Source organism: Pseudonocardia phyllosphaerae (assembly GCF_046546475.1).
Classification (GTDB): domain Bacteria; phylum Actinomycetota; class Actinomycetes; order Mycobacteriales; family Pseudonocardiaceae; genus Pseudonocardia; species Pseudonocardia phyllosphaerae.
Genome location: NZ_JBKGXS010000003.1, coordinates 144942 through 170912, shown reverse-complemented (window position 1 = coordinate 170912; position 25971 = coordinate 144942). Strand labels below are relative to the sequence as shown.

Annotated in this window: 29 protein-coding genes, 1 tRNA gene and 1 riboswitch; of the genes, 13 read left to right on the top strand and 17 right to left on the bottom strand. The window is 73.5% G+C overall.

What is annotated here, in order from left to right; translation table 11 throughout:
* Positions 1-69 precede the first annotated feature (69 nt).
* Positions 70-1362 (bottom strand): serine/threonine-protein kinase, encoded by a 1293-nt coding sequence (locus ACLE50_RS09285; RefSeq protein ID WP_410943025.1) that lies wholly within the window; start codon positions 1360-1362, stop codon positions 70-72.
* Between the two features lie 241 nt (positions 1363-1603).
* Entirely contained in the window at positions 1604-2920 is a 1317-nt protein-coding gene (locus ACLE50_RS09280; protein WP_410943024.1) for a geranylgeranyl reductase family protein, read from the bottom strand.
* 75 nt (positions 2921-2995) lie between these two features.
* On the opposite strand from ACLE50_RS09280, the gene ACLE50_RS09275 reads away from it, so the two are divergent.
* Complete coding sequence (locus tag ACLE50_RS09275; protein WP_410943023.1) at positions 2996-3478, top strand: nucleotidyltransferase domain-containing protein; 483 nt, start codon at positions 2996-2998, stop codon at positions 3476-3478.
* Positions 3475-3891 (top strand): type VII toxin-antitoxin system HepT family RNase toxin, encoded by a 417-nt coding sequence (gene hepT, locus ACLE50_RS09270; RefSeq protein ID WP_410943022.1) that lies wholly within the window; start codon positions 3475-3477, stop codon positions 3889-3891. The genes ACLE50_RS09275 and hepT overlap by 4 nt, the downstream gene beginning before the upstream one ends.
* 27 nt (positions 3892-3918) lie before the next feature.
* Here the strand turns inward: hepT and ACLE50_RS09265 are convergent, their stop codons facing one another.
* The 8 genes from ACLE50_RS09265 to ACLE50_RS09230 all read right to left on the bottom strand — a co-directional run bounded on the left by ACLE50_RS09265 (position 3919) and on the right by ACLE50_RS09230 (position 9889).
* The gene (locus tag ACLE50_RS09265; protein WP_410943021.1) at positions 3919-4284 is read right to left on the bottom strand and encodes a PH domain-containing protein; all 366 of its coding nucleotides are present in this window, start codon (positions 4282-4284) and stop codon (positions 3919-3921) included.
* Entirely contained in the window at positions 4281-4751 is a 471-nt protein-coding gene (locus ACLE50_RS09260) for a hypothetical protein (RefSeq protein WP_410943020.1), read from the bottom strand. The genes ACLE50_RS09265 and ACLE50_RS09260 overlap by 4 nt, the downstream gene beginning before the upstream one ends.
* On the bottom strand, positions 4744-5985 hold the full coding sequence (locus ACLE50_RS09255; protein WP_410943019.1) for a molybdopterin-dependent oxidoreductase: 1242 nt from the start codon (positions 5983-5985) through the stop codon (positions 4744-4746). Before ACLE50_RS09255 ends, ACLE50_RS09260 begins: the two co-directional genes overlap by 8 nt.
* On the bottom strand, positions 5982-6602 hold the full coding sequence (locus tag ACLE50_RS09250) for a methyltransferase domain-containing protein (protein WP_410943018.1): 621 nt from the start codon (positions 6600-6602) through the stop codon (positions 5982-5984). The genes ACLE50_RS09255 and ACLE50_RS09250 overlap by 4 nt, the downstream gene beginning before the upstream one ends.
* Positions 6599-7306, bottom strand: a complete 708-nt coding sequence (locus ACLE50_RS09245; RefSeq protein ID WP_410943017.1) for a TIGR04282 family arsenosugar biosynthesis glycosyltransferase — start codon at positions 7304-7306, stop codon at positions 6599-6601. The genes ACLE50_RS09250 and ACLE50_RS09245 overlap by 4 nt, the downstream gene beginning before the upstream one ends.
* Positions 7303-7950, bottom strand: coding sequence for a glycosyltransferase family 2 protein (locus ACLE50_RS09240; protein WP_410943016.1), 648 nt, complete (start codon positions 7948-7950; stop codon positions 7303-7305). Before ACLE50_RS09240 ends, ACLE50_RS09245 begins: the two co-directional genes overlap by 4 nt.
* An 87-nt stretch (positions 7951-8037) precedes the next feature.
* Positions 8038-9099, bottom strand: a complete 1062-nt coding sequence (locus tag ACLE50_RS09235; RefSeq protein WP_410943015.1) for an NAD-dependent epimerase/dehydratase family protein — start codon at positions 9097-9099, stop codon at positions 8038-8040.
* 10 nt (positions 9100-9109) lie between these two features.
* Positions 9110-9889, bottom strand: coding sequence for a nucleoside phosphorylase (locus ACLE50_RS09230; protein ID WP_410943014.1), 780 nt, complete (start codon positions 9887-9889; stop codon positions 9110-9112).
* 318 nt (positions 9890-10207) lie between these two features.
* On the opposite strand from ACLE50_RS09230, the gene ACLE50_RS09225 reads away from it, so the two are divergent.
* Entirely contained in the window at positions 10208-11395 is a 1188-nt protein-coding gene (locus ACLE50_RS09225; protein ID WP_410943013.1) for an LCP family protein, read from the top strand.
* Between the two features lie 25 nt (positions 11396-11420).
* Here the strand turns inward: ACLE50_RS09225 and ku are convergent, their stop codons facing one another.
* A complete protein-coding gene (ku, locus tag ACLE50_RS09220; RefSeq protein WP_410943012.1) occupies positions 11421-12527 on the bottom strand; it encodes a non-homologous end joining protein Ku in 1107 nt (368 codons plus the stop codon).
* Positions 12528-12605: 78 nt separating this feature from the next.
* On the opposite strand from ku, the gene ligD reads away from it, so the two are divergent.
* Both ligD and ACLE50_RS09210 read left to right on the top strand, forming a co-directional pair.
* Complete coding sequence (gene ligD / locus ACLE50_RS09215) at positions 12606-13547, top strand: non-homologous end-joining DNA ligase (protein WP_410943259.1); 942 nt, start codon at positions 12606-12608, stop codon at positions 13545-13547.
* Between the two features lie 95 nt (positions 13548-13642).
* Positions 13643-14239 (top strand): putative glycolipid-binding domain-containing protein, encoded by a 597-nt coding sequence (locus tag ACLE50_RS09210; protein ID WP_410943011.1) that lies wholly within the window; start codon positions 13643-13645, stop codon positions 14237-14239.
* Positions 14240-14266: 27 nt separating this feature from the next.
* Here ACLE50_RS09210 and ACLE50_RS09205 read toward each other — a convergent pair whose 3' ends face one another.
* Together ACLE50_RS09205 and ACLE50_RS09200 are read right to left on the bottom strand one after the other, a co-directional pair.
* Positions 14267-15211, bottom strand: coding sequence for a prephenate dehydrogenase (locus tag ACLE50_RS09205; protein ID WP_410943010.1), 945 nt, complete (start codon positions 15209-15211; stop codon positions 14267-14269).
* Between the two features lie 101 nt (positions 15212-15312).
* On the bottom strand, positions 15313-16716 hold the full coding sequence (locus tag ACLE50_RS09200) for an MFS transporter (RefSeq protein WP_410943009.1): 1404 nt from the start codon (positions 16714-16716) through the stop codon (positions 15313-15315).
* A 319-nt stretch (positions 16717-17035) separates the two neighbouring features.
* Here ACLE50_RS09200 and ACLE50_RS09195 point away from each other — a divergent pair, with 319 nt between their 5' ends.
* The gene (locus tag ACLE50_RS09195) at positions 17036-17185 is read left to right on the top strand and encodes a hypothetical protein (RefSeq protein ID WP_410943008.1); all 150 of its coding nucleotides are present in this window, start codon (positions 17036-17038) and stop codon (positions 17183-17185) included.
* 74 nt (positions 17186-17259) lie between these two features.
* Here ACLE50_RS09195 and ACLE50_RS09190 read toward each other — a convergent pair whose 3' ends face one another.
* Positions 17260-18477, bottom strand: coding sequence for a M20 metallopeptidase family protein (locus ACLE50_RS09190; protein ID WP_410943007.1), 1218 nt, complete (start codon positions 18475-18477; stop codon positions 17260-17262).
* A 110-nt stretch (positions 18478-18587) separates the two neighbouring features.
* Here ACLE50_RS09190 and ACLE50_RS09185 point away from each other — a divergent pair, with 110 nt between their 5' ends.
* The 7 genes from ACLE50_RS09185 (at position 18588) to ACLE50_RS09155 (ending at position 23802) form a co-directional block, all read left to right on the top strand.
* A complete protein-coding gene (locus ACLE50_RS09185) occupies positions 18588-19103 on the top strand; it encodes a tRNA adenosine deaminase-associated protein (protein ID WP_410943006.1) in 516 nt (171 codons plus the stop codon).
* A 3-nt stretch (positions 19104-19106) separates the two neighbouring features.
* Positions 19107-19616 (top strand): nucleoside deaminase, encoded by a 510-nt coding sequence (locus tag ACLE50_RS09180; protein WP_410943005.1) that lies wholly within the window; start codon positions 19107-19109, stop codon positions 19614-19616.
* 13 nt (positions 19617-19629) lie between these two features.
* Positions 19630-19717, top strand: a tRNA-Ser gene (locus tag ACLE50_RS09175).
* A gap of 170 nt (positions 19718-19887) precedes the next feature.
* The gene (locus tag ACLE50_RS09170) at positions 19888-20253 is read left to right on the top strand and encodes a hypothetical protein (protein WP_410943004.1); all 366 of its coding nucleotides are present in this window, start codon (positions 19888-19890) and stop codon (positions 20251-20253) included.
* A gap of 320 nt (positions 20254-20573) precedes the next feature.
* The gene (locus ACLE50_RS09165) at positions 20574-22937 is read left to right on the top strand and encodes a molybdopterin cofactor-binding domain-containing protein (RefSeq protein WP_410943003.1); all 2364 of its coding nucleotides are present in this window, start codon (positions 20574-20576) and stop codon (positions 22935-22937) included.
* 10 nt (positions 22938-22947) lie between these two features.
* Positions 22948-23418: a (2Fe-2S)-binding protein gene (locus tag ACLE50_RS09160; protein WP_410943002.1), complete on the top strand. Its 471-nt coding sequence runs from the start codon at positions 22948-22950 to the stop codon at positions 23416-23418.
* 66 nt (positions 23419-23484) lie between these two features.
* Complete coding sequence (locus tag ACLE50_RS09155; RefSeq protein WP_410943001.1) at positions 23485-23802, top strand: hypothetical protein; 318 nt, start codon at positions 23485-23487, stop codon at positions 23800-23802.
* Between the two features lie 91 nt (positions 23803-23893).
* Here the strand turns inward: ACLE50_RS09155 and ACLE50_RS09150 are convergent, their stop codons facing one another.
* From ACLE50_RS09150 to ACLE50_RS09140, 3 genes are all read right to left on the bottom strand, one after another.
* On the bottom strand, positions 23894-24208 hold the full coding sequence (locus tag ACLE50_RS09150) for a DMT family transporter (protein WP_410943000.1): 315 nt from the start codon (positions 24206-24208) through the stop codon (positions 23894-23896).
* 11 nt (positions 24209-24219) lie between these two features.
* Positions 24220-24285: riboswitch (guanidine-III (ykkC-III) riboswitch) on the bottom strand.
* 88 nt (positions 24286-24373) lie between these two features.
* A complete protein-coding gene (locus tag ACLE50_RS09145) occupies positions 24374-25075 on the bottom strand; it encodes a class F sortase (protein ID WP_410942999.1) in 702 nt (233 codons plus the stop codon).
* A gap of 79 nt (positions 25076-25154) precedes the next feature.
* Positions 25155-25955, bottom strand: coding sequence for a hypothetical protein (locus tag ACLE50_RS09140; RefSeq protein ID WP_410942998.1), 801 nt, complete (start codon positions 25953-25955; stop codon positions 25155-25157).
* Between the last annotated feature and the right edge of the window lie 16 nt (positions 25956-25971).

The following is a 25971-nucleotide window of genomic DNA, read 5'->3' as shown; positions in this document are numbered from 1 at the left end:
CGCGCCCGGCGCACGCCGCTCCGGGTGGCCTCCGGGGGCCGACGCCCCGGGGGGGAAGGCCTCAGCCGGTCAGCTGCCGCCGCCGACGCTGCGCCACCACTGCTGCACGGTGTCCCAGAATCCCTGCGCGTCCTGGCCGATCTTGCCCGGGTCGGGCAGGTTCGACGGCAGCGACGGCAGGTTGGACGGGATCGACGGGAGCTTCGTCGGGATGTCCGAGGGCAGCCCCGGGATGTCGCTGGGCAGCTCGATACCGCCGCCACCACCGTCGTCGGAGGGCTGCGGGGCCTCGGTGGTGCGCGAGGGCTCCTGCCGCTCCGAGGCGGGGGCCTGCTCGGAGGACTGCGAGCTGGTGGGCGTGGTCGATCCGCCGGTGCCGCTGTCGTCGCTGTTGCCGAACAGCAGCAGGCCGATCAGCAGCACCAGCAGCGCGACGACGAACGCGCCGATCGCGATCCACTTCCCGGGCCCGGAGCGCGTGTCCGGACGTTCGGGGGCCGGCTCGCGCACCGGTGCGGCCACCGGCGCCGGGGCCGGCTCGCTGAGCATCGTCGCGACCTCGCGCGCCGTCGGGCGCCGGGCCGGGTCGGTCGCCGTCGCGGCGTGGATGGTGGAGCGCAACGGCTCCGGCACGTCCCCGGGGACGACCGGTGGCCGGTTGACGCGCTCGGCGGCGCCCGCGAGGCCCTCGCCCTGGTACTCCCGCCGCCCGGTCCAGGCCTCCAGCAGCACCAGGCCGAGTGCGTACACGTCGGCGGGCGGGCCGACGCGTGCTCCGCGGACCTGCTCGGGCGCCAGGTAGGCGGGCGTCCCGACGATCTCGCCGGCGGCGGTGTGGCCGTCCTCGCCGAGCAGCGAGGCGACGCCGAAGTCGGCCAGCCGGGCACGTCCCTCGGAGTCGATCAGGATGTTCGACGGCTTCACGTCACGGTGCGTGACGCCCTGGCCGTGCACGTAGGCCAGCGTCTGCGCGACCTCGGAGCCGATCCGGCGGATGTCCTCGGCCGGCAGGTCCTCCGAGGAGATGACCTGGGCCAGCGACGGGCCGTCGACCAGCTCCATGACCAGATAGGCCCGGCCGGGCTCGACGGCGAAGTCGTAGACCGCGACCAGACCGGGGTTGCGCAGGTTCGCCATGACCTGCGCCTCCTGCTCGAAGCGCTGGTCGGCGGTGGGGTCGTTGCCCGGACCGAAGATCTTGACCGCGACCGGGCGGTTCAGCCGGGTGTCGGTGGCGCGGTGGACGTCGGCCATCCCGCCCTGCCCGAGCAGGCCCTCCAGCCGGTAGCGGCCGCCGAGCAGCTCGGGGCGGGTGACCGGCGCCGGCATCATCCGGGTGGCGTCCGGGCGGGGTGCGCGCACGGTCGGGGGCGGTCCGGGAGGACCCGGCGGCCCGGGGGGCGGACCGGGCGGACCGACACGCCGGGTGACGGCGTCGCCCGGGCCCATCCGCCGGGTGCGGTTCGGATCCTCGCCGCGCTGCACTGGTCGTCCTCCGCTGGTCTGGGGCGCCCCGTGGCCGACGGCCGTTTCCCGGGACGGTGTGTGACGCTACCGGCCGGTCCCGTGACCCCGGCCGCCCGGCGCGCGGACGGGCGCCGGATCAGGCCGGTTGGGTGACCGGGTTGCGCAGGTCCGAGGCGGGGAACGGGGGCCGCTCGTCGAGCCGGACCGAGAGCCGCCCGGCGGCCCGCCACGCCCGTGCGGTGAGGTCGCGGTCGGAGTCGGTGACCAGGTTGCCCATCACCCGCAGCGCGACGGTCATGAGCGTGCGCGAACGCATCCCGACCGGCCCGGCCCACGGCAGCAGCGACGGGATGGTGACCAGCCCGGCGAGCCGGCGGGCGATGGAGAACGCCAGGCCGTAGTGGCTGCGCAGGATCGCGGGCCACGCCGGGTCGAGCGGGCGCCCGGGGTCGGACGCCATGAGGTCGGCGATCAGCCGGCCGGTCTCCAGCCCGTAGTCGATGCCCTCGCCGTTGAGCGGGTTCACACAGCCCGCGGCGTCGCCGATCAACGCCCAGTTCGGGCCGGCGACCCCGGAGACCGCGCCACCCATCGGGAGCAGCGCGGACCGGACCATCTCGACCTTCCCGTCGAGGGCCCAGTCGCGGCGGCGGGCGTCGGCGTAGAGCTCGATGAGGCTGCGCAGCCGGACGTTCGCGGGGCGCCGGTCGGTGGCCAGCGTGCCGACGCCGATGTTGACCCGGCCGTCGTTGAGCGGGAACAGCCAGCCGTAGCCGGCGAGGACCTCGTCGGACTCGCCGCGCAGCTCCAGGTGAGAGCTGATCCACGGGTCGGCGCTGCGGCCGGAGGTGATGTAGCCGCGCGCGGCGACGCCGTAGGCGGTGTCCTGGTGCCACTCCCGGCCGAGCTCGCGGCCCAGGGTCGAGCGGGCCCCGTCGGCGACGACGAGGCGACGGCAGCGCACCGAGCGGCCGTCGGCGAAGCGGACGAGGTCGACCCGGTCTCCGGAGAACTCGACGCCGACGGCCTTCGCGCCGTCCATCGGGACCGCGCCGGCGTCGAGGGCGGCGCGGCGGATGCCGTCGTCGAGCTCGGTACGCGGGATCGCCGAGCCGTGCGCCGGCAGCGACCCGCCCGGCCACGGCAGCTCCAGGGTCTGCCCGAAGCCGTGTGCGCGCAGTCCGCGGTTGCGGCCGTGCCGGTCCACCCACTCGCCCAGGCCGAGCCGGTCCAGCTCGGCGATCGCACGCGGGGTGAGGCCGTCGCCGCAGGTCTTGTCCCGGGGGAACGTCGCCGAGTCGGCGAGCACGACGTCCAGGCCGTGCCGCGCGGCCCAGGCGGCGGCCGCGGACCCCGCGGGCCCCGCCCCGACGACGAGCACGTCGGTGCTCTCCGGCGCGGGCGCGGCGGCGTCGGGCGTCCGGGTGCTCGGCGACGACGGCGTGGTGGTCATGGCACCAGTGTCGCAACCCTCCCGGGCGGCCCGCCGCTCCGCGTGCCGGTGGTCACCCGCGGCTACGGTGGTGCGGTGACCTATCGTCGCGCCGGCTCCGGCTCCGAACCCGCCCTGGCCGCGGTCCGGGCCGCGGTGGCCGGCCGTCCGGGGCTCGGCCTGCTGCTCCTGCACGGCTCGCGCAGCCGTGGCGAGGAGCACACCGGGTCGGACTGGGACTTCGGCTACCTCGCCGACGTGTCCGTCGACGGTGACACCGACGTGTCCGTCGACAGCGACACCGAGGTGTCCGTCGACAAGGCCACCGACGTGTCCGTCGACCCGGCGGCGCTGTACGACACGATCGCGTCCGCACTCGGTACCGACGCCGTCGACCTGGCCGACCTGCGCACGTCGTCGGCGCTGCTGCGGTTCGAGGCCGCCCGCGACGGTGTCGTAGTGGTCGGCGCCGAGGAGGAGCACCGGCGCTTCGTGCTCGAGGCCGTGCACTTCTGGTGCGACGCCGGCCCCGTGATCCGGCGGGCGCAGGCCGAGGTGCTCGCGGGGCTGGACCGATGAGCCCGGTGCGTCCGGAGCTGCTGGCCGAGCGCACGGCGACGGTGCAGCGGCACCTGGCCCGGGTGGCGGACCGGCTTCCCGGCGACCCCGGGGAACTGCGACCGATGAGCGACGCCACCGATGCCGTCGTGCTGCACCTCTGGCAGGCGATCCAGACGGTGATCGACACCGCGGTGTCGGCCTGCGTCGCGCTGGGGCTGGGCACGCCCCCGACCTACGGCGACGCGTTCCGTGCTCTGGGCCGCAATGGCGTCGTCGACGAGGAGCTGGCCGACCGGCTCGCACGTGCCGCCGGGTTCCGGAACCTGATCGTGCACGCCTACGGCGACCTCGACCTGCGCCGGGTGCACGCCATCGCGTCGGAGGGACCCGCGGACCTGCGGGCGTTCCTCGCCGCGATCCGCGACGCCTGACTGTGAAGTCGTCCCGGGGCGCGGGACTCAGTGCACGAGGTGCCAGAGGATGACGTCGTGGGCGTGCTTGGCCTTGTCGTCGCCTCGGAAGCTCACCTCGTAGGTGTGCGTCCCGACGGTCACCGCGATCTGGCTGGAGCTGGCGAACCGGCCCAGCATGTTGCGATCGGACACGAAGGACACCGCGCCGACCCGGGAGTACGGCACCGAGGTCAGCGCCGTCCGCTTCCCGACGAACGAGTTGTCCTGCAGCACGAGCCGCAGGTTCGTGAGGCCGAGGAACCCGGTCCCGACCCCGATCGCGTCGTAGACGGCGATGATCTGCTCGCCCTGCAGCAGCCCGGAGGCGATCTTGTCCAGCTGGTCGCGCTTGTCGAAGACCGGTTCGCTCATGGAGCCATCCTGCCCGTATCCCGCGCCCGGGCGGTGAGCGTCCGCACCAGCCACACCACCGCCGACACCGCACACAACGCGACGGTGAGCCACATCCAGCGCATCCGGTAGGGCTCCTGGTCCAGCCCGGTCGCGGCCAGATGGGTGGCGCCGCCCTGCCGGATGATCCCGGGCAGGAACATCAGCAGCGCCAGCCCGGAGCCGAGCACCGGGATCCGCACGTGGTTGACCAGCGGGACCCGGGTCGGCGGCAACACACGCAGCAGCAGGGTCAGGATCCGGTCCCCGCCGGCGTAGAGCGGGAAGAGCACCAGGTCGTGCAGCACGATCGCGCCCGCGAACCAGACGCCCATCCACCACAGCGACGGATCGTCGCCGACGATCGTGGTCACCGCGTACCAGGCGAGCCCGGCACAGCCCGCGACCAGCGCGAGCCGGACCAGCGAGCCCAGGACCGTCCTAAGCACGGTCGAAACCGATCCGCGCGACCCACTTGGTGTTGTGCACCCCCGGCAGCGCCGGGACGATCACCCGCGCCGGCCGGCCGTGGTCACGGGGCAGCTCGGCGCCGTTGACGTGCGTGGCGAGCATCGCGTCGTCGGCGAGGACCTGCTCGGCGGTGAGCACGGCCCGCGCGAACGGACCGGCGGTCTCCAGCGAGACGACGGTCGCGCCGCCCACCGCCGACGGAGCGAGCCCGGCGGCGCGGGCGAGGTCGCGCAGCCGCACCCCGCTCCAGGTCTGCGACGTCGACCAGCCCTCCACGCAGGCGATCGGCAGCGTCGCGGTGTGCCGGGGCAGCGCGGCCAGCGCGGCGCGGTCCAGCCGGACCGTCCGCGCACCGCCCGCGAGCTCGATGCTCCAGCCGTCCCCGACGGCGTCGGCCGGGATCCCGGACGCGACGAACGTGCGGTTCACCGGGAAGTCCGCCGGCCCGGTCGTCCGGCCGCGGGGGAGCAGCAGCGCGGTGCGGCGCAACGGGTCCGAGAACTGCCCCACGCTCAGTGCCGCGACGAACGCGGCGCCGCCGGTGACCAGGGCCAGTGCGCCGCGCCGGGACATCGTCGGCGGATCCGGGTCGGGTGCGACGAGACCGTGCGCGTCCGGCGGTTCGGGCGCGGTTGCGGCCAGCGGTGTCGCCAGCTCCCGGCGCAGCGAGCGGGACCGCAGCGACCGGACCATCGTCGGCAGCTTCAGCACCACGTGCAGCACGAACGACGCGATGAACACCCACGCGCCGGTGTAGTGCGCGGTGTAGAAGGAGAAGCCGAAGACGTAGTCGTACTGGATGTTGAGCAGGCCGGTGCCGATCTCGAACAGCACCGAGCCGACCAGCAGCACCAGGGTGGCGCGTTCCAGCAGCGCGACCGGGTTCCGCGACGGCCCGGTGAACAGCTTCGGGATCACCGACCACAGCTTGGCCAGCACCACCGGCACCAGGATCATGCCGAGGCCGACGTGCAGGCCCTCGGTCAGCCGGAACAGCCACGCAGGCGACACCGGCCAGCCGAACACCGGCAGGTGCAGCCCGCCGACGTCCTCGCGGGCGGGGATGTGCTGCCCCTCGCCGTAGGCGACCCAGTCCAGCAGCCCCGTGAGGATCACGACCGGGAAGCCGACCAGCAGCGGCAGCGCGAACACCGACGTCAGCCACGGTCCGCGGATCGGGCTGCGCCACCGCAGGACCGGCCGGCGGCTCATCTGCGGGTCAGTTCCAGGAACACCCGCGTCCCGGGGTGCACGTCGGTGACCCGCAGGCCGGCGCGGGCGGCGGCCCGGATGGTCGCGCGGGACCCGCAGATCGCCCAGGGCAGCGGATCGGAGACACCGTCGTCGCAGCTCACGCGGGCGGTGCCTCGCCACTCGTGCGGGTGCCGCGGGTCGACCTCCACCAGCACCGTCCCGCCGGGGGAGAGCAGCCGTGCGGCGCGGAGGAGCAGCCCGGCCGGGTCGCCGCCGATGCCCAGGTTGCCGTCGGCGAGCAGCACGTGCGCCCAGGATCCCTCGTCGGGCAGCGGGCCGAACAGGTCGGTGCGCAGCATCGACACGCCGTGGTGCCGGCAGTAGCCCGCGGCCACCGCGGACCCGTCGACACCGAGGGCGGGCACCCCGCGGGCGCCCAGCGCCACCAGCAGCCGGCCGGGGCCGCAGCCCAGGTCGACGGTCGGGCCGGTGCAGTGCCGCAGCAGCCACTCGTCACAGCCGCCCGCGGGGTCGGTCCAGCGGTGGGTGTCCAGCGGGATCTCGCTGCCGTCGCTGCAGTGCAACGACGACGGCACCCCGGCCAGCGGTGCGTCGAACCCGGCGAGCGCGGTCATGCGGGTACCTCCTCGGGGCCCCACCCCTCGGCGAACGCGTCGGCGACGGCGGCGGCGAACCGGCTGCCGGGCACCTCGCGGGCGACGACGACGGCCTCGTCGGCGGTGTCGACGTCGGTCAGCGGCTCGACGGTCTCGACGTGCAGCCCGGCCGCCCGCAGCGCGGCCAGCGTCCGGTCACCGGTGTCGTCGCGGGAGGTGGGGACGTCGGTGAGAGCGGCGGCCGCGGACGGGTCGTTGAGCCCGAGAACCCACCAGCCGCCGTCGGTGGCCGGGCCCAGGACGGCGTCGACACCGGGCTCGGAAAGCCGTGCGGCACACCGGCCCAGCAGCTCCGCGGACGCCTGCGGGGTGTCCATCCCGACCTGCAGCGTCGGGCGTCCGGGGTGCAGCGCGGCGGCGTCGGCGTGCGCGGCGGCGATCCGCTCGCCGAGCGACTCGCCGCGCTGCTCGACGACGCCCGCCCCGGCCAGGCGGTCGGCCAGCTCGGCCGCGTGCACCGCCTCGCCGCGCACCCCGGTGATCGCGACGACCGTCCCGCCGGGCACACCGGCGGCGGCGTCGAGGGTGTCGAGCAGCGCCGCGGCGGCGATGCCGGCGGCCTGCTCGGCCGTGGCGGGGGGACAGAGCCGGGTCTTCACCCGGCCCGGGACCGGTGCCTTCGCGAGCACCACTGTGGTCACCGTGGTCACCGCGGCGCTCATCGCAGCAGCCTCGTCATGTCGCGACCGGCGCGGACGGTGCCCTTCACCGAGCCGGAGACCTTGCTGCGGCCACCGGCGCGGCGGGCGTAGGCGACCGGGATCTCGTGGAACCGCCACCCGGCCTGCCCGGCACGGAGCAGCAGCTCCAGCGGGTAGCCGAAGGCGCGGTCGGCGATCTGCAGGTCCAGCAGCGCCTTCCGCCGGGCGACGCGGACCGGGGCGATGTCGTGCACCGGGACGCCGCGGGCCCGCAGCATCGCCGCGATGACGGCGTTGGCGGCGCGGGCGTGCCACGGCCAGACCCCGGCCGAGTCCGGCACCCGGCGTCCGACGGCGATGTCGGCCCACCCCGCGGCGACCGTCTCCGCCATCCCGGGCAGCACCCCGGGGTCGAGCGAGCCGTCGCCGTCGAGGAAGGCGACCAGCTCACCGGTCGCGGCCTCCAGACCGGCGTGCACGGCCGCGCCGTAGCCCCGCCGGGGTTCGACGACGACCCGGGCACCCAGGTCCCGGGCCACCTGTGCGGTGTCGTCGGTCGACCCGTTGTCGACGACGATCACCGGCCACCCCGCCGGCATCCGCGCCAGTACGTGGGGCAGCGCCTCCGCCTCGTCGAGGCAGGGAAGAACGATCTCCGGATGCACGTCGCGATCGTGGCCTCTCCGCTCGGGAATCGCCCGCTGGTCGGGAAGGTGTTCGGACGTTCGGCCCGGTCCGGTTCGGACGACCGGTCAGGAATTCACCCGCGAGGGTGATCGCAGCGGGTCGGTCGCGAAGGCGGTGATGCCCTCGGCGAACCCCACCCTGGCGCGGAACCCGAGCCGCTCGGCGGCGTACGACGGGTCGGCGACGACGTGCCGCACGTCCCCGGGCCGGGCACCGCCGGCGATCACCGGTGCCGGGCCGTCCATCGCTCGGGCCAGCTCCTCGGCGAGGTCGCCGATGGTGTGCGGCTCGCCCGAGCAGACGTTCGCCGCGCCGAACCCGGACGGTTCGGGGTCGGCCGCCAGCGCGGCCGCGTTGGCTGCCGCCACGTCGGTGACGTGCACGAAGTCGCGGCGCTGCCGGCCGTCCTCCATCACCCGCGGGGCCTCGCCGCGCTCGAGCGCCGACCGGAAGATCGACGCGACGCCGGCGTAGGGGGTGTCGCGGGGCATCCGCGGGCCGTAGACGTTGTGATAGCGCAGCGACCAGACGCTGCCGCCGGTCTGGCGGGCCCACGAGCTCGCGAGGTGCTCCTGGGCGAGCTTGGTGGCGGCGTAGGTGCTGCGCGGGTCGACCGGTGCGGTCTCGGGCACCAGCTCCGAGGCCAGCTCCTGCCCGCATTCCGGGCAGCGCGGCTCGAACCGGCCCGCGTCGATGTCGGCGAACGCCCGCGGCCCCGGCCGTACGACGCCGTGCTCCGGGCACAGGTAGCGGCCCTCGCCGTAGACGACCATCGACCCGGCGAGCACCATCCGCTCGACCTTCGCCTCGTACATCTCGGCGAGCAGCACCGCGGTGCCCAGGTCGTTGTGCATGGCGTAGTCGGGCGCGTCGGACGGGTCGACGCCGTGGCCGACCATCGCGGCCTGGTGGCAGACCGCGTCCACCCCGGGCAGCAGCGAGCGGAGCAGCTCGGCGTCGCGGACGTCGCCGTGGATCAGCTCGTACGGCGACTCCGGGACCGCGCCCTCGCCGTGCGCCTGCGGGAGCAGCGCGTCGAGGAGCACGACGTCGTGGCCGTCGGCGGCGTACCGGTCGGCGACGTGGGACCCGATGAAGCCGGCACCGCCGGTGATCAGAACTCGCACGGGCCGCAACCTAGCGCCGGTCGGCCCCCCAGCGCTCGGCGGCCGCGAGTGCGAGGTCGAACAGCCCGGCCCGGGCGTCGCGGGCGGTCGTCCAGCCGCGGTGCTCCCACTCCGGCCCGGCCAGGGAGTCCGCGGCGAGGAACACCTGCCCGTAGCTGACACCGAGCCTGCGGGCCACCGCGACCAGCGCGGACGCCTCCATGTCGACGACCGCGCACCCCTCCTCGCGGCGCCGAGCGACCCGCTCCGGGGTCTCCCGGAAGATCGCGTCGGTGGTCCAGGAACGCCCGGTCACGGCGGGGACGCCCGCCTCGCCGAGGACTGCGGTGAGCGCCGTGACGCCCTCCGGGTCGGCGTCGACGGTGCGCGAGGGCGGCAGGTAGTGCAGCGAGGTGCCCTCGTCGCGCAGCGCGCTGTCCAGGACGACGGCGTGCCCGAGGGTCAGCTCGTGACGCAGCGCCCCGGCCCCGCCGACGCCGATGACCGTCCGCGCCCCCATCGCGACGATCTCCTCCAGGAAGATCGCGGCGAGCGGCGCGCCGATCCCCGGATGGATCACCGCGACCGGGGTCCCGCCGGGGCCGCGGGTCTCCCAGACCGGGGTGCGGCCCAGCTCGGAGCGCAGCGTCGCGATCGGCCGTGCGGACGCCCCCACCGCGTCGACGACCTCGGGGAACCAGCACATGACGGCCGCGGCGGGCATGTCGGATCGGCGCGGGCAGATCGCCTCGGCGCGGATGACACCGTCGGCGTCGAGGTCGTCCTCGAGCAGCGGAATCGGATCGTCCATCGGAAAAGATCCTGCCCTCCCGTATCCCAGGGCGTGGTCCCGGTACCGTCGCGGCCGACGCGTTCGGTGACGAAAAGGTCGAGCGCGACCAGCCGGACGAGCACGGGAGTGGGGATGGCCGGAGGTTTCCGTGGCGGTCCGCCACCGCGTGGCGGGCCACCGCCGGGTCGGGGCGGACCCGGCGGGGGTAACGGTCCGCGCCGTCCCTGGATCTCCGGGCGGTTCCGCCGCCCGCCCCAGCAGCCCCCGCAGCAGCCGCCACCGCAGGGCAGGCGCCCGCAGGGGCCGCCGCCGCAGCCGCCGCGCGGCAACCGCCCGTTGCCGCCGCCGTCCCCGCCGCAGCAGTCCCCGCCGCCCGCACCGGGCAACCGGGGCCGTGGCCCGCTGCGTCAGCCGCCGCCCGGCCGCGGCGCCGGTGGTGCCGCCGGTGCCGCCCCGCCGCCGCGTGGCCCGAACCGGACCCGCAAGGCCGAGGTGCCCGGTGGCGCCGCGGGTGCCCGGGTCCACCCGGCGTCGCAGGCGCCGCGTGACGGGCGGGTCACCCGTGGCCCGTCGATGCCCGAGTGGGCCCGCTTCCGCGGTGGCCTGCGCGGCCCGCGCTGGAAGGCGCTGCTCGCCGTCGTGCTGCTCGCGCTCGTCGCGTTCGGCGTGTACCTGGACCAGCACATGACCCGGGTGCAGGCGTTGTCGGACACCGACATCAGCTCCGACGGCACCAACTACCTGATCGTGGGCTCGGACAGTCGCGAGGGCCTGAGCTCCGAGGACGAGGAACGCCTCGCCACCGGTGACGCGGCGGGCCAGCGCACCGACACGATCATGCTGCTGCACACCGGAAGCTCCGGCAGCGTGCTCGTCTCGATCCCGCGTGACTCCTACGTCCCGATCCCGGGGCACGGCAGCAACAAGATCAACGCCGCGTTCCCGATGGGCGGCCCGCCGCTGCTCGTGCAGACCGTCGAGCAGGCCACCGACCTCAAGATCGACCACTACGTCGAGGTCGGGTTCGGCGGCTTCGTCGGCGCCGTGGACGCGGTCGGCGGCGTCGACATGTGCATCCCGGAGGCGATCAAGGACCCGAAGGCGGGCCTGGACATCAAGGCCGGCTGCCAGGAGCTCGACGGCGGCACCGCGCTCGGCTACGTGCGCACCCGCGCCACCCCCGGCTCGGACTTCGACCGGGTCAAGCGCCAGCGCGAGTTCCTCTCGGTGCTGCTGGCCAAGGCGACCAGCCCGCTGACGCTGATCAACCCGTTCCGCACGGTGCCGCTGGCCTCGGCGATCACCGGCACGATCACCGTCGACGACTCCGACCACCTGTGGAACGTCGCCGGGCTCGCCTGGGGGATGAAGGGCGTCTCCGGTGGCGACGGCGTCGCGACGACCGTGCCCGTCGCCGGTGCCGGTGCGGGCAGCACGCTGCGCTGGGACAAGACCCGCTCGCAGCAGCTGTTCGGCGCGCTCAAGGAGGACCGGAAGCCCGAGGAGTCCAGCTTCGGGCCCTGACCCCGGGCCGGGTCCGGGGGACCGCTCAGGCGGTCTTGCGGGTGGAACGACGGCGGGTGGTCGTCTTCGTGCCGGAGGTCCCCGAGCCGGTGTCGCCGGCCTCGGTGGACTTCCGCGCCCGGGACCGGGTGGAGCCGGACTTCGGCTTCTCGGCGTCGCCGTCGGATCCGGAGGTCTCGGAGGCCGCCGCCGTCTTCGGCTCCGCCGCCCCGGAGCCCTTCGGTGTGGACTTTGCCGCGGTGGACTTCGCTGCTGTGGACTTCGACCCGGTGGACTTCGCTGCCGTGGACCTCGACGCGCTGGACTTCGCCGGCGTGGACTCCGCGGCCGGCTGGTCGGTGTCCTCCTTGCCGGAGCGGGCGGCGTCCACGCTGGCCTGCAGCGCCGCCAGCAGGTCGCCCATCGAGTCCGCGCCGGTCTCCTCGGACTCGGCGGCCGGGGCGGGGCGGGCGTCGCCGTCGGAGCGCTTGGCCTCGATCAGGTCGACCATCGCGTCGCGGTATTCGTCGGTGAACTCGTCCGGGTCGAAGTCGGCGCCCATGCTCTCCACCAGCGACGACGCCATCTGCCGCTCCTGCGGCTTCAGGTCCACGTCGGCGTCGAGGACGTCGAACTCGGGCTCGCGCACCTCGTCCGGCCAGATCATCGTCTGCAGCACGATCGCCTTGCCGCGCACCCGCAGCAGGGCCAGGGTCTCGCGCTGGCGCAGCGCCACCTTGACCACGGCCATCCGGTCGGTCTCCTCCAGCGCCTCACGCAGCAGCGCGTAGGGCTTGGCGGCCTTGGTCTCGGGCTCGAGGTAGTAGCTCTTGTCGAACAGCAGCGGGTCGACCTGGTCGGCCGGGACGAACTCGACGACGTCGATCTCGTGGCTGGTCGACACGGGCAGCGAGGCGAGGTCGCCGTCGTCGAGGGTGATCAGCTCGCCCTCGGGGGTGTCGTAGCCCTTGGCGATGTCGGCGTACTGGACCTCCTCGCCGCACACCTCGCAGGTCCGCTTGTAGCGGATCCGGCCGCCGTCGGTGTCGTGGACCTGGTGGAACCGCACGTCGTGGTTGGACGTCGCCGAGTACACCTTGACCGGCACGCTGACCAGGCCGAACGACACGGCCCCGCTCCAGATCGCCCGCATCCGGTGTTCCCCCTCGCGACGTCCCGGCCGTTCGGCGCGTGGGGCCGGGTTCGGTGACAGCATGACGGTGTGTTGCCCATGCTCGCCACTCCCGGACCGCTGCCGACCGGCCCGGGCTGGTCGTTCGAGGTCAAGTGGGACGGCATGCGTGTGCTCGCCGAGGTCGCCGGCACCGTCGGTGACGACGCCCCCGCCCTGACCCTGCGCACCCGTTCCGGGCGCGACGTCACGGCGCATTTCCCGGAGCTGGCCGACCTCGTCGATCTCGCCCCGGACGTCGTGCTCGACGGCGAGGTCGTCCTGCTGGAGCAGGGCGTCCCGAGCTTCGCCGCGCTGGCCCACCGGATGCAGGGCGTCGTCGGGGTGGCCGCGGCGCAGCGTCGCCCGGTCGTGTTCATGGTGTTCGACGTGCTCCGGCTCTACGGCGTGGACCTGCTGGACCGGCCGCTGGCCGAGCGGCGCGCGACCCTGGACCGGCTGGACCCGGCGTCGGTGGCGAACGTGGAGCTCTCCCCGGTCTACCCGGACGGCGCCGCGCTGCTCGACGTGACCGCGGCGCGCGGGATGGAGGGCGTCGTCGCCAAGCGGGAGGACTCGGCGTACCGGCCGGGCAGGCGCAGCCCGGCCTGGGTGAAGACGACCCACCGCCACTCGCAGAGCTGCGTGGTCGGCGGTGTCCGGCCCGAGAAGGGCGCCGGCCGGCGGATCGGGGCGCTGCTGCTCGGCGTCCCCGGCCCGGACGGGCTGACCTTCGCCGGACGCGTCGGTTCCGGGCTCGCCGGCGCGGCGGTCCAGGAGGTGCTCACGGCGAGACTGGGCCCGGTCGCGGCCGAGGCATCCCCGTTCGCCGGGCCGCTGCCCCGCGCCGACGCGGCGGGTGCGCGGTGGTGCGAGCCGGCCGTCGTCGTGGAGGTCGCGCACCTGGGGTGGACGGCCGCGGGGCGGCTGCGGCAGCCGGTGTTCCGCGGGATCCGTGACGACGTCGAGCCGACCGAGGTGCGCCGCGAACCCGGGGGATGACACGATCGGGGGCGATCTGCGCCGACGCGGTCGCGGTGCGGGTCGCCACCGCGGCCCTGCGGCGCTCCCGGCTCCGAACGCAGGCGGTGTGGTGCATGGCCGAGATGCTCAGCTGGCGGTTCTCCGGCGACGACGGCGAGGGCCTCGAGTCCGTCCGGATCAGTCCCTCGGCGACCGGCCTGCGCGCCGTCGGGCGGCTGATCCGTGGCATCCCGTCCGGGGTGCTGACGGCGTCGTACCGGCTGGTCGTGGCCGCCGACGGCACTCTGTCCCGGCTCTCGGTGGACGTCGCCACCGGCGACGGGGAGAAGCAGCTGACGCTCAGCCGCAGCGCCGACGGGGTCTGGCTGGTCGACGACGGCTCCGGCGGCACCCGCGGTGGGTTCTCCGGTGCCTGCGACGTCGACCTGGCGTTCAGCCCGGTGTTCGCGGCGCTGCCGATCCGGCGGCTGCGGCTCCATCGCGAGCCCGCCGAGCACGTCCTGCCGATGGTGTTCGTGAACCTGCCGGACCTGGCCGTCGAGGCCACCGAGCAGACCTACCGGACCGTGAAGGCCGCCGAGGGCGACGAGTCGGCGGTCGTCGCGTTCTCCTCCGGCGCCGTCGAGGCGGAGCTCACCGTCGACGCCGACGGGTTCGTCCTGGACGGCCCGGGCATCGGCTCCCGGACGTCGCTGGACGCGCGCCGGTAGCCCCCGGGACGCCGGTGGCCCCGGGGCTCAGTGCTTCCAGGCCTCGACGACGTCGCCGCGGCGCCCGAGCTCGCGCAGCTCGGCGAACACGTCGTCGGCGCCGAGGTCGACGGGTACGTGCAGCGGCTCGCGGGTCGAGGCCCAGCGCATCCGCGCCTCGTGCCCGGCGTTCACGGTCGCGGCGAGGCCTCCGGTGGAGGCCAGCGCGCCACGCATCACGCCGAACCTGCCCAGCGCCTCGTCGACGGCGGTGAGCAGCGCCGCCCGGTTGCCCTCGCACATCGCCAGGGTCAGCTCCGGGCGGGTGCCCGCGACCCGGGTGCCGTCGGCGAACGAGCCGGCGGACAGTGCCAGTGCGAGATCGTCGCCCTGCTCGCCGGCGCCGACCGAGGCCAGCACCGCGGCCATCAGATGCGGCAGGTGCGAGATCCGGGCGACGGCGGCGTCGTGCTCGTCGACGGCGGCGGGGACGACGTTCGCGCGACAGTCCCAGGCCAGCTCGGCGACGTCGCGCCACACGTCGAGGTCCAGGCCGTCGTCGGCGGCGACGACCCAGGCGGCCTCGTCGAACAGGTCCGGGTCGCCTGCGGCCCAGCCCGACTGCGCCGTCCCGGCCATGGGGTGCCCGCCGACGTAGCGGGTGCGCGGGGCGAACTGGGCGACGGCGTCGGCGACCGCCACCTTGACGCTGACGGCGTCGGTGAGCCGGCAGGTGGGGGCGACGGCGTCGATCCGCTGCAGCAGGGGCTCCAGCGCCGTCAGCGGCACGGCGACGACGACCAGCGCGTCGGCCTCGGCGGCCCGGGCCAGCGCGGCGTCGGTGTCGGTGGTGACGTCGAACCCGTCGGCGACGGCGGCCACCGCGGTCGCCTCCGACGCGGCGGTGCCCCACACCTCGCGTCCCGCACGGGCGGCGGCCCGCATGAGCGAGCCACCGATCAGGCCGGTCCCCAGCACGCACACCGCTCGCATGGGCCCGAAGGGTAGAGACCGGCGTCGCACCCCGGACACACCACCGCCCCCGGCGCGGCGTGGCGACGGGGGCGGTGGAGTTGTAGAGCCGTGGAGCGAGGTCAGCTGGGCTGGCCGACGCGGGCCATCTCCCGCGCCTCCTCCTCGCTGCCCGCCGACGGCTGCGACCCGCGGAGCGGCTTGTTGTTCGTCTCCGGCAGGAAGTACAGCGTGACGACACCGATGATCCCGGCGGCGATCAGGTAGTACCCGGGCCAGAGCAGGTCCCCGGTGGCGAGCACCAGCGCGGTCATCACCAGCGACACGGTCCCGGCGAACGCGGACACGAAGATGTTGAACGCGATCGAGAGGCCGCCGTAGCGGATCTCGGTCGGGAACACGGCCGGGAGCGTGGACGGGCTGGTCGAGGAGAAGCAGATCAGCAGCAGACCCATGACCACGAGGCCGGTCAGCACGCTCGGGACCGAGCCGTTCTGCATCAGCAGGATCATCGGGATGCCCAGGACGATCAGGCCGATCGCGCCGGTCCACATGATCGGCTTGCGGCCGACCTTGTCGGAGAGACGTCCCAGGAACGGAATGATGATCACCGCGACCCAGAGCACGGCGATCTGCAGCCAGGCCGAGGTCTTGGAGTCGATGGCGATCCCGCCGTGCGCGGCGACGTCCTTCTCCAGATACGTCGGCATGTAGCTGGTCAGCATGTAGTTGGTGATGTTCCAGGCGACGACGATGCCGCCGACGAGCATGAACGACGGCAGGTACTTGGTGAAGACCAGCTTGAGGCCGTCCTTGACCTCGGTGCCCTCGCGCTCCTCGGACTCGGAGAGCAGGTTCTGGAACGCCGGGGTCTCCTCCAGGCGCACCCGCAGGTAGACCCCGACCAGGCCCAGCGGCAGGGCCACGTAGAACGGGATCCGCCAGCCCCAGTCGGACATGAACTGATCGCTGAAGATCAGCGGGAGCACCGACGCGATGGTGGCACCCATGGCGTAGCCGATGAACGTACCGAGCTCGAGGAAGCTGCCGTAGAACCCACGGCGACGGTCCGGGCTGTACTCGGCGATGAAGGTCATCGCGCCGGCGTACTCGCCGCCGGTGGAGAAGCCCTGGATGACTCGGCAGGCGACCAGCAGGATGGGTGCTGCCAGGCCGATGCTCGCGTAGGACGGGACGAGGCCCATCAGGAACGTGCCGCAGGCCATCATGATGACCGTGATCGACAGGACCTTGGTCCGGCCGAGCCGGTCACCGAGCGGGCCGAAGAAGAGGCCGCCCAGCGGGCGGAAGAAGAACGCGATGGCGAAGGTCGCGAACGTGGCCACCTGGGACAGCGGGCCGGGCGGGAAGAACTCCGCCTCGATCGTCGTGGCCAGGTAGCTGTACACACCGAAGTCGAACCACTCGGTGATGTTGCCGACCGCCGCAGCGGCGACGGCTCGTTTCATGGTGGCCGGGTCGGTCACGGTGACGCCCGGGTGCCCTCCACCTTCGGTTTCGCTCACGTCGGTCCCCCTGACGTTCATCTTGCCGGAACGACGACTAATGCCTGCTTACGTCGTTTATGGCGATGTGTCCGATTTCGTCGAGCAGTTTCCGGAGACGTTAGTCAAGCGAAGGCCCGATTGCCGAGGCAAACCGCCCGGATCGTGTGTCATGGATCATCAATCGTGACCTGGGGGCGGGGACGACAGCGTCTGCCGTGAGTGGCAGAATCCCAGGTGGGCGCAGGTAGCGTCGAGGTATCGCAAGCACCGACGTAACGATCGGGTCAACCGGATCCGACACGTGCCCGGCGCGAGCACTTGGTGAGGAGGAGCCGTCATGGCGTCCGTTTTCATGTCGATCATCGCGAGCACGGGAGTTGGCCTGGCGGTGACCACCGCCCTGACCGCTTACGCGCAGCGCAACTGGAAGGGCTACGCCCGTCCGGCCGCCGTCGTCTCCGTCGAGGAGACCCCCGCGGCGGTCTGATCCGACCGACTTCACGCTCGAGGGCGGGCTCGGCCACACGGCCGGGTCCGCCCTCGTCGTCTGTCCGGGCCCGCTCAGCCGCGGCCGGTCGCGGCCAGCGCGAGGCCGGCGTAGGTCGCGACGCCCGCCGGGAAGGCTGCCTCGTCGAACGCCACCCGGTTCGAGTGGTTCGGCGGCGCCGTCGCCGGATCCACCGACGGCGGGCGTGCCCCGAGGAAGGCGAGTGCACCGGGTACCCGCTGCAGCATGTACGAGAAGTCCTCCGCGCCCATGAGCGGTACCTCCATCGGCACGCACGCCCGGGCTCCGAGCACCTGCCCGGCGACCCCGGCCAGCGACGCCGCCGCCCCGGCATCGTTCACCGTGACCGGGTAGCCCCGCACGATCTCCACCTCCGCCGTGCAGCCGTAGGCCAGCGCGGTGTGCCGGCAGTGCTCGGCGATCTCCGGGTGCAGCATCGCCCGCACCGGCTCGGACAGCGTCCGTAGCGTCCCGGACAGCTCCGCGGTCTCCGGGATGACGTTGTCCGTGGTCCCGGCCGCGATCCGCGCGACCGTCAGCACCGCGGAGTCCTGGGCGCCGACGCGGCGGGTCAGCAGCGCCTGCAGTCCGCCCACCATCGCCGCGGCCGCAGGCACCGGGTCGCACGCGTCCTGCGGCGCCGACGCGTGCCCGCCCCGCCCGGTCACCGTCACGTGCAGCGTGTCCGCCGCCGCCATGATCGGCCCCGGCCGGTGGTGGATCTCGCCGGTCGGCACCGTCGAGGAGATGTGCAGGGCATAGGCCTGCTCCGGCTGCTCGTCGAGCACGCCCTCGTCGATCATGTGCCGGGCGCCGTGGAAGCCCTCCTCGCCCGGCTGGAACATCAGCACCACCCGCCCGGCGATCCGGTCCCGTCGTCCGGCGAGCAGCCGCGCGGCCGAGGCGAGCATCGCGGTGTGGGTGTCGTGGCCGCAGGCGTGCATCGCGCCCGGGACCTCGGAGGCGAACTCCAGCCCGGAGTCCTCGGACAGCGGCAGCGCGTCCATGTCCCCGCGCAGCAGCACCGTCGGGCCCGGCCGTGCGCCGTCGAGCACCGCGACGACCGAGTCGCAGCCCGTCCCGGTCCGGATCGTCAGCGGCAGGCCGTCGAGCGCGCGCAGGACGGCGTCGCGGGTGGCCGGCAGCTCCAGGCCGAGCTCGGGACGGCGGTGCAGGGCGCGGCGCAGCGCCACCGTGCGGGGCTGCAGCGCCCGGGCGGCGCCGAGCAGGTCGGCGGGGAGATCGGCGATCGACGCGGCGGTGATCGGCATGGACCGATCGTCGTCCCTCGGTGCCCGCCGGGCGACACGCGGGGTGATGTGACCACGCATACCTGGTTGTGGCGTGGCCCACAGGGCATCGGGTGCGTACCGTTGGCTCCGTGCCGACTCAGAGCGTCGAGGCAGCCCCGGACACCCGGGGTGCCGCCCTGCCCGGATTCGCGGTCGCCGCGATCCGCGAGGAGGGCCGGTGGCGGTGTGTCCGGCTGGACTCCGAATCCCTCGTCGATCTCGACGCGGCCATCAGCGCGCTGCGCGCGCAGCGCTCCACCGGGGCGGTGCTGGGCCTGCTCGACGTCGACGACGAGTTCTTCGTGCTCCTGCGCCCCTCGCCCGGCGGCGTCCGGATCATGATCTCCGACGCGGTGGCGGGCCTGGACTACGATGTCGCCGCCGACGTGCTCGACCTCCTGCGGATCGATCTGCCGCCGGACGAGGACGTGCTCGACGAGCCGTGGCCCGAGGGCGACCTCGGGATCGTCGCCGACCTCGGCCTGCCCGCCGACGAGCTCGAGGTGCTCGTCGGGGACCTGGAACTGTGGCCGGACGAGCAGCTCGACACGATCGCGCGCCGTTGCGGCTTCGCCGGTCCGCTGGACGAGATCGTCAACTCCTGACCCGTGTTCCGGCCCGAGGACGAGGCCGCCATGGAGCGTGCCCTCGCGGTTGCGCGGGCGGCCCCGGACACCGGCGACGTGCCGATCGGCGCGGTCGTGCTGGCCGCGGACGGTACTGAGCTGGCCGTCGCCTGCAACGCCCGCGAGGCCCTCGGTGACCCCACCGCGCACGCCGAGGTGCTGGCCCTGCGCGCGGCCGCGGCACGGGTGGGGGAGTGGCGGCTGGAGGGCGCGACCCTCGCCGTGACCGTCGAGCCCTGCACCATGTGCGCCGGCGCGATCGGCCTCGCCCGCGTGCAGCGGGTGGTGTTCGGCGCCTGGGAGCCCAAGACCGGCGCGGCCGGATCGCTGTGGGACGTCCTGCGCGACCGCAGGCTGGCCCACCGGCCCGAGGTGATCGGTGGCGTCCGCGCCGACGACGCCGCCGCGCTGATGCGGGCCTTCTTCCGCGACTCCGCCGGGAGCGACGGGGAGGCCTCCACCCCCCTCCCGGGGCGAACGGAAGCCGTCTAGTAGCCTTCTCGGCGGTAGCGTGTCCGAGCGGCCGAAGGAGCGCGCCTCGAAAGCGCGTGAGGTTCACGCCTCCGTGGGTTCAAATCCCACCGCTACCGCCACCCGAACGCCGGGTCTCCCACGGGAGGCCCGGCGTTCGTCGTCTCCGCCCCGTGTGCGGCCCTCTCCCACCCCGGGATGACGCCCGGGATCGGACCGCGGCCCGATGTGCCGGGATCCGTTGCGCGGCACGGTTGTCCCCGTAACGGATACGACCGGGAGGACCACGGAGATGACCACCATGACCGCGACCCCGAACCACACCCCCGCCCCGCGTACCGACGATCCGGGCACCTACCCCGCGCTCACCGCGCTGATGCTGGTATTCGGCGGGTTCGTCCTGCCGGTCGTCGGCTGGTTGGCCGGCGTCGTGATGCTCTGGTGCGGCCGCTCCTTCACCGCGGGGGAGAAGTGGCTGGGCACGCTGGTCTGGCCTGCCGTCGTCGCCGTGCCTGCGGCGGCGCTGGCCGGTGCGGGCCTGCTGCGCGAAGCCCAGGCTGCGGGCTGGCTCATCGCTGCCGGGGTTCTCCTGGCGGTGGTCGGGGTGGTCGTACTGGCGCTGACGTTCGTGAAGCTGCTCCGTGCCGGCCGCCGCTGACCTCCCCCATCGGGGAGGGCGTGATCACTCGAATGGGTGGAGAAGTAGTGGCGCAGGCAACTTCTTCTCTGCGGATCGAATAGGGCGCGCCCTCCGCAGGTGCGGGTTAGGTTTGCCTGTCCGACACCTTCGTGACCTGCGTGACGATCGATCGTGGGCGACCGACCCGCGGAGATCCGACCGCACGTTCGGTACGGATCGTCCCGTACCCGTCGAACCGGACGTCTCGTTCCGCCTCGGTAAGGCCACGCCGGACCCGCTCCCCCCCAGAACCGGGGTCCGCACGGCCTGTGCACCGCCGCACATCCGAGAGGACAACGATGCCCGCTCACCGCGCCCCCGAGCGTCCGGGCCCCGAAACCGACCCGCAGCCCGGCCGCAGCTCCGTCAGCCGGCGCAAGTTCCTCGGCTACGTGATCGCCGCGCCGACGCTGGTCGTCGCCGCGGAGATCGGTCGCCAGACCCTGTTCGACGGGTTCGCCACCCCCACCGCGAACGCCGCCGCCATCCCCTCGCCGCCCCTGCCCGCCGAGGTCTACGACCTGCTCGACGTCATCCGCGACTCGGCCCGCCCGACCGCGAACCTGATCAAGGTCGAGGTCAACCGGGACGGCACCGTCTCCTTCGCGCTGCCCCGCTCGGACAACGGGCAGGGCATCATCACCTCGACGCAGATGATCATCGCCGAGGAGATGAACCTCGACCCGGACCAGGTGCGGGTCACCCTCGCCGACGCGCGCCCCGAGCTGGTGTTCAACCAGCTCACCGGCGGGTCGACCACCACGTTCTCGACCTACACACCGATCCGGGTGGCGGCCGCGCTGGCCCAGGGCCGGCTGCTGTCGGCCGCCGCCAACGAGCTGCGCCAGGACGTCGACGTCCTCAAGAGCCGGCAGGGCCTGATCACCGGCCTCAACGGCGAGCAGCTGCCCTTCGGCGAGCTCACCGAGCCCGCGTCGTCGTCGGTGACCGAGGCGTCCGAGGTCGTCCTCAAGGACCGCGAGCAGTTCACCGTGATCGGCAAGGCCAAGACCAAGTCCGACGCCCGCGCCATGGTCACCGGCAAGAAGAAGTTCCTCACCGACATGCAGGTCCCGGACGCGCTGCCGACGGTCATCTGCCGCGGACCGAGCCTCAACTCGGCGCCGCAGGGCGTCAACAACATCGACGAGGTCCGCAGCATGCCGGGCGTCACCGACGTCGAGCAGGTGCCGACCGGGGTCGCGGTGCGCGCCAAGACTTTCGGCCAGGCCATCCAGGCAGTGAACGCACTCGACGTCGACTGGGACTCCGGCACCGTCCCCGGCGAGGACGACGAGTCGGTCCTGGCGAAGCTGCGTGAGGGCGAGCTGCCGCTGGCCGCCCCGCAGGTGCCGGGTGAGACCGTCGAGGGCGACTTCACGTTCTACTTCCGCAGCAACTCCGCGCTGGAGACCAACTGCGCGATCGCCGACGTCCGCGACGGCACGGCCGAGATCTGGGGGCCGTCGAAGTCCCCGATCGCCGCCCAGGCCGAGATCGCGAAGAAGCTCGGCATCGCGCAGAACGCGGTGACCGTGCACGTCACCGAGGGCGGCGGCTCGTTCGGCCGCCGGCTGTTCTTCGACGCCCTGGAGGAGGCCGCGCAGGTCTCGCAGGCGATGGGCAAGCCGGTCAAGCTGATGTGGACCCGCTCCGACGACTCGCGTCAGGGCCGCACACACCCGATGGCGACCACCCGGGTCCGGGCCCAGGTCAGCGGGGACGCGGTGTCCAGCTTCGAGATCCGGCACACCAGCGTCGCCACCGAGATCAACCCGGGGTTGTCCGAGGCCGTGACCGCGGCGGCGAACAAGGCGCCGCTGGGCAACCTGTCGGTCTCCGAGAGCATCTACGCGACCACCCAGACCAACCCCTACAACGTGGGTGCCGCGACCTCGCTGCTCAACGAGGTCGACATGCGGTTCAACACCTGCTCGATGCGCAACATCTACTCGCCCGACGTGGCGACCGCGCGCGAGCTGATCGTCGACCAGGTCGCGGCGAAGATGGGCAAGGACCCCTACGAGTTCCGGTCGGAGTTCACCAAGCTCACCCGCTGGAAGAACGTCGTCGACCGGGCCGCCGAGGAGGGGGACTGGGGCAGGTCGATGCCGGAGGGCACGGCCCAGGGCATCGCGATGCACGTCGAGTACAAGGGTGTGGCCTGCGCGGTCGTCGAGCTGGACTGCCGGCCGGAGACGGTGAACCGGCAGATCCGGTCCGCCCGCACCGGGCCGCGGGTCACCAAGGTGACCTACGTCGTCGACATCGGGCTGATCATCAACCCGCGCGGGCTGCGCGCCCAGATGATGGGCGGGATCAACGACGGCATCGCCATGACGCTGACGTCCGGCCTGCACCTCACCGACGGCCACTTCGTCGAGGCCAGCTGGGACAACTACTTCTACACCCGGCAGTGGAACACCCCGCCGGAGATGAACATCGTGCTCATCGACGACTCCGAGGCACCCGAGCCGGGCGGTGCCGGCGAGTTCGGTGTGGCCGCGACCTGCGGCGCGATCGCCTGCGCCTACGCCCGCGCCACCGGGAAGGTCCCCGAGTACTTCCCGATCCTGCACAAGGAACCGCTGCCGTTCGAGCCGTACCCGACGATCCCGCCCGTGCCGCCGTCGCCGACCAACGGCCGCGAGCTCGCGAACTGAGGAGGCCCCGATGCCCCAGCACACCTTCACGCTCAACGGCGAGCGCGTCACCGTCGACGTCGAGGACGACGTCCGCCTGCTCTGGGTCCTGCGGGACCTGCTCGGTGTCACCGGGCCGAAGTACGGCTGCGGGATCAACGTCTGCAAGGCGTGCACCAGCCACGTCAACGGCAAGGCGTTCAACCCGTGCGCGACGCCGATCGGCACCCTCCTCGAGGGCGACGAGGTCACCACGATCGAGGGCCTCGCCGACGGCGACACCCTGCACCCGATGCAGGAGGCCTGGATCGACAACGACGTCGCCCAGTGCGGCTACTGCCAGCCCGGCCAGATCATGGCCGCCGTGGCGCTGGTGAAGCGCTGCCAGGCCGAGGGTCGCTCGATCGACGACGAGGCCCTCGACGAGATCCGCAACATCTGCCGGTGCGGCACCTACAACCGCATCCGTGAGGCGATCAAGGACGGCGCCGCAGCGATGTGACCTGCGCGCCGCACCGGGTCTCCGGGTGGCGTGCGGGGCCGAAGGCCCAACGGAAGGACGGATTCGATGAAGAACCGCATGCGCCGCTCGCTGATCGCGACCGGCGCGCTGGCGGCCGTGGCGTTCCCGCTCGCGGGGATCGCGCACGCCGCCGGCGACGACGAGCACGGCTACCCCAGCACGCAGAGCCCCACCCAGGGGCTCGATGCGCTGGTCGCCACGGGAGACACCGCTGCGTTCGGACTCTTCGACGCCGTGGACGGCTTCACCGCGAGCAACCGCCCCGACGGTGTGAACGGCACCGACACCGAGTTCCCCCAGGCGGACCCGCGGTTCGTCGAGGGACCGGCCGGCGGCCTGCTGGTGAACGGACCCCTCGAGTAGGGGAGGGGCTCCCACCCCGAGCGGCGGGACCGGTGGCAGTGGGGCACCGGTCCCGCCGCTTCTCCGTGTCCGGGCCCTGCAGGCCCCGGACTCAGCTCACCAGCTTGAGCCCGACGACGCCGGCCACGATCGCGAGCAGGCAGAGCAGCCGCGCGGTGCTCACCGAGTCGCCGAGCGCGACCATGCCGTAGACGGCGGTGCCGATCGCACCGATGCCGACCCACACCGCGTAGGCGGTGCCGACCGGCAGCGTCCGCAGCGCCAGCGCGAGCCCGGTCATGCTGAGCAGGAGCGCGACGGCGAACACGATCGACGGTGTCAGCCGGGAGAACCCGCGGCTCGCCGACAGGGCCGAGGCCCAGACGGTCTCCAGCAGACCCGAGACCACGAGCAGGATCCACGCCACGGCGCACCTCCGGTGCGTCGTCTTGGCGTTCCGGGTACGGCGCATCTCGTCCGGGGTGCCGCCGGTGGGCGGTCCGGCCCCAGTGTCGCAATCCGGGTGGCGCCCGCGCAGCCGATGGTGACCGGTCCGGCAGGCCCGCTCGTCCGGGACCGGGTGGTTCGGCGGTCAGCCGCGACGGCTGCCGGTCAGGTGGGCGAAGACCACGGTGTTGTCCCGGTAGCTGTGCGCCGCGGAGTCGAACTCACCACCGCAGGTGATCAGCCGCAGCTCGGCACGATCCACGTCGGCGTACACGGAGCGTGACGGAAAAGTGTTCTTCGGGAACGACCGGACCTGGTCGACGACGAATGTCGCGACGATTCCGTCGGTGCGCCGGACGACGATTTCCTGACCGGGTTCCATTTTTCCGAGATCGAAGAACACCGACGGCCCGTTCTTCGCGGAGTCGACATGCCCGAGAATCACCGACGGGCCGCGGAAACCGGGTGCCGACGATCCGGTGTACCAGGCCGCCCGGTCGTAGAGCGGGCCCGGCGCGGGCACGCCGAGCGTCCCGTCGGGATTGAGTCCGACCCGTTCGACGGGGGACGCGACGCCGATCGCGGGGATCGTGATCTCCGCAGGAGGGGCGGGGGACAGGACGGGGCCCTCCGGTGTCGCCCCGGGTGGGACGTCACCGACCGGACCGGCCGCCGGTGCGCCGGCCGGCTGCGCGCCGGGGGCCGCCGCGGCCGGCTCCGGGGCCGTGGGGCCGCCGCCGAGCAGCGCCATGACCAGCACGACCACCCCGGCGACCGCCAGGACGGCGGCGAGTGCGGGCGCCAGGAGCCGCCGGGCGTTGCGGGGCGGGGTGGCGGTGCCGGTCATGGGTGCTCCCGAGGGGATCCGAGCGACAGGGGTCGGACCGTGCCCCGGGTGTTCGCTCCGGGGCACGGTCCGGTTCGTGTCAGTTGCCGCGGGTCCCGCGGCGGCGGGCGACGACCAGCACGGTCGCGGAGCCGACGAGCAGGACCGCGCCGAGCACGACCGCCTCGGTGTCCAGGCCGGAGGTGCTGCCGCCACCGGTCTCGACGCCGCCCTTCGGCATCGCCATGTCGCCGCTCGTGGTGTTCACGACGATCGTCGCGATGCCGATCTTCGTGCCGCCCTTGAGCGCGTCGGTCTCGAACGCGCCGTTCAGGGCCTTCGCGGCGCCGGCGTTCAGGGTGACGGTGGTGCCGGTCAGCGTGGCGGTGCCCGCCGACTTGTCCATCGTGATCGGCTTCAGCGTCGAGCCGTTGAGGTCGAACAGCGTGGTCGACTCGGCGACGGTCTTGCCACCGGCGCGGACGCGGCCGGTCAGGACCGCCGGGTCGCCCGGGTCGATCACGAAGTTGTCGAGGGTGACGGTGGTGTCGCCCTTGCTCAGGGTCAGCCCGCTGCCCTGGTGCTCGATGCTGCCCTGGACGTAGGGGAGTACCTCCTCGGGCTTGTAGACGCTGACGTTCCCGCCGGTGATCGGGAAGCTCGCCGAACCGTCGGCGATCTTCGCCTTGCCGTACGGGCCGGGCGTCACGCCGAGCGACTCGAGTGCGCTGGTGAAACCGCTGTCGAGCTTGACCGACGTGCTCTTGCCGGTGAGGTTGGAGATCATCGCGATCGGCGGCTTGTCCGCGGCCGACGCCACACCGGCGCCGAGCGCGGTGCTCGCCGCGGCGACGAGGCCGATGGTGGTCAGGCCGACTACGCGCCGAACGGAACGCAACATGGTGTTTCTCCTCGGT

Bases quoted from the DNA above. Each gene is read 5' to 3' on its own strand.
- ACLE50_RS09210 (WP_410943011.1), top strand. From the start codon at position 13,643: ATGGCCGAGATGCTCAGCTGGCGGTTCTCCGGCGACGACGGCGAGGGC.
- ACLE50_RS09265 (WP_410943021.1), bottom strand. From the start codon at position 4,284: ATGAGCGAACCGGTCTTCGACAAGCGCGACCAGCTGGACAAGATCGCC.
- ACLE50_RS09190 (WP_410943007.1), bottom strand. From the start codon at position 18,477: ATGCCGATCACCGCCGCGTCGATCGCCGATCTCCCCGCCGACCTGCTC.
- ku (WP_410943012.1), bottom strand. From the start codon at position 12,527: ATGCGGGCGATCTGGAGCGGGGCCGTGTCGTTCGGCCTGGTCAGCGTG.
- ACLE50_RS09250 (WP_410943018.1), bottom strand. From the start codon at position 6,602: ATGACCGCGCTCGCCGGGTTCGACGCACCGCTGGCCGGGGTGCCGTCG.
- ACLE50_RS09160 (WP_410943002.1), top strand. From the start codon at position 22,948: ATGCCCCAGCACACCTTCACGCTCAACGGCGAGCGCGTCACCGTCGAC.
- ACLE50_RS09140 (WP_410942998.1), bottom strand. From the start codon at position 25,955: ATGTTGCGTTCCGTTCGGCGCGTAGTCGGCCTGACCACCATCGGCCTC.
- ACLE50_RS09280 (WP_410943024.1), bottom strand. From the start codon at position 2,920: ATGACCACCACGCCGTCGTCGCCGAGCACCCGGACGCCCGACGCCGCC.
- ACLE50_RS09170 (WP_410943004.1), top strand. From the start codon at position 19,888: ATGACCACCATGACCGCGACCCCGAACCACACCCCCGCCCCGCGTACC.
- ACLE50_RS09230 (WP_410943014.1), bottom strand. From the start codon at position 9,889: ATGGACGATCCGATTCCGCTGCTCGAGGACGACCTCGACGCCGACGGT.
- hepT (WP_410943022.1), top strand. From the start codon at position 3,475: ATGAGCCCGGTGCGTCCGGAGCTGCTGGCCGAGCGCACGGCGACGGTG.
- ACLE50_RS09245 (WP_410943017.1), bottom strand. From the start codon at position 7,306: ATGAGCGCCGCGGTGACCACGGTGACCACAGTGGTGCTCGCGAAGGCA.
- ligD (WP_410943259.1), top strand. From the start codon at position 12,606: ATGCTCGCCACTCCCGGACCGCTGCCGACCGGCCCGGGCTGGTCGTTC.
- ACLE50_RS09255 (WP_410943019.1), bottom strand. From the start codon at position 5,985: ATGAGCCGCCGGCCGGTCCTGCGGTGGCGCAGCCCGATCCGCGGACCG.
- ACLE50_RS09155 (WP_410943001.1), top strand. From the start codon at position 23,485: ATGAAGAACCGCATGCGCCGCTCGCTGATCGCGACCGGCGCGCTGGCG.
- ACLE50_RS09205 (WP_410943010.1), bottom strand. From the start codon at position 15,211: ATGCGAGCGGTGTGCGTGCTGGGGACCGGCCTGATCGGTGGCTCGCTC.
- ACLE50_RS09165 (WP_410943003.1), top strand. From the start codon at position 20,574: ATGCCCGCTCACCGCGCCCCCGAGCGTCCGGGCCCCGAAACCGACCCG.
- ACLE50_RS09195 (WP_410943008.1), top strand. From the start codon at position 17,036: ATGGCGTCCGTTTTCATGTCGATCATCGCGAGCACGGGAGTTGGCCTG.
- ACLE50_RS09145 (WP_410942999.1), bottom strand. From the start codon at position 25,075: ATGACCGGCACCGCCACCCCGCCCCGCAACGCCCGGCGGCTCCTGGCG.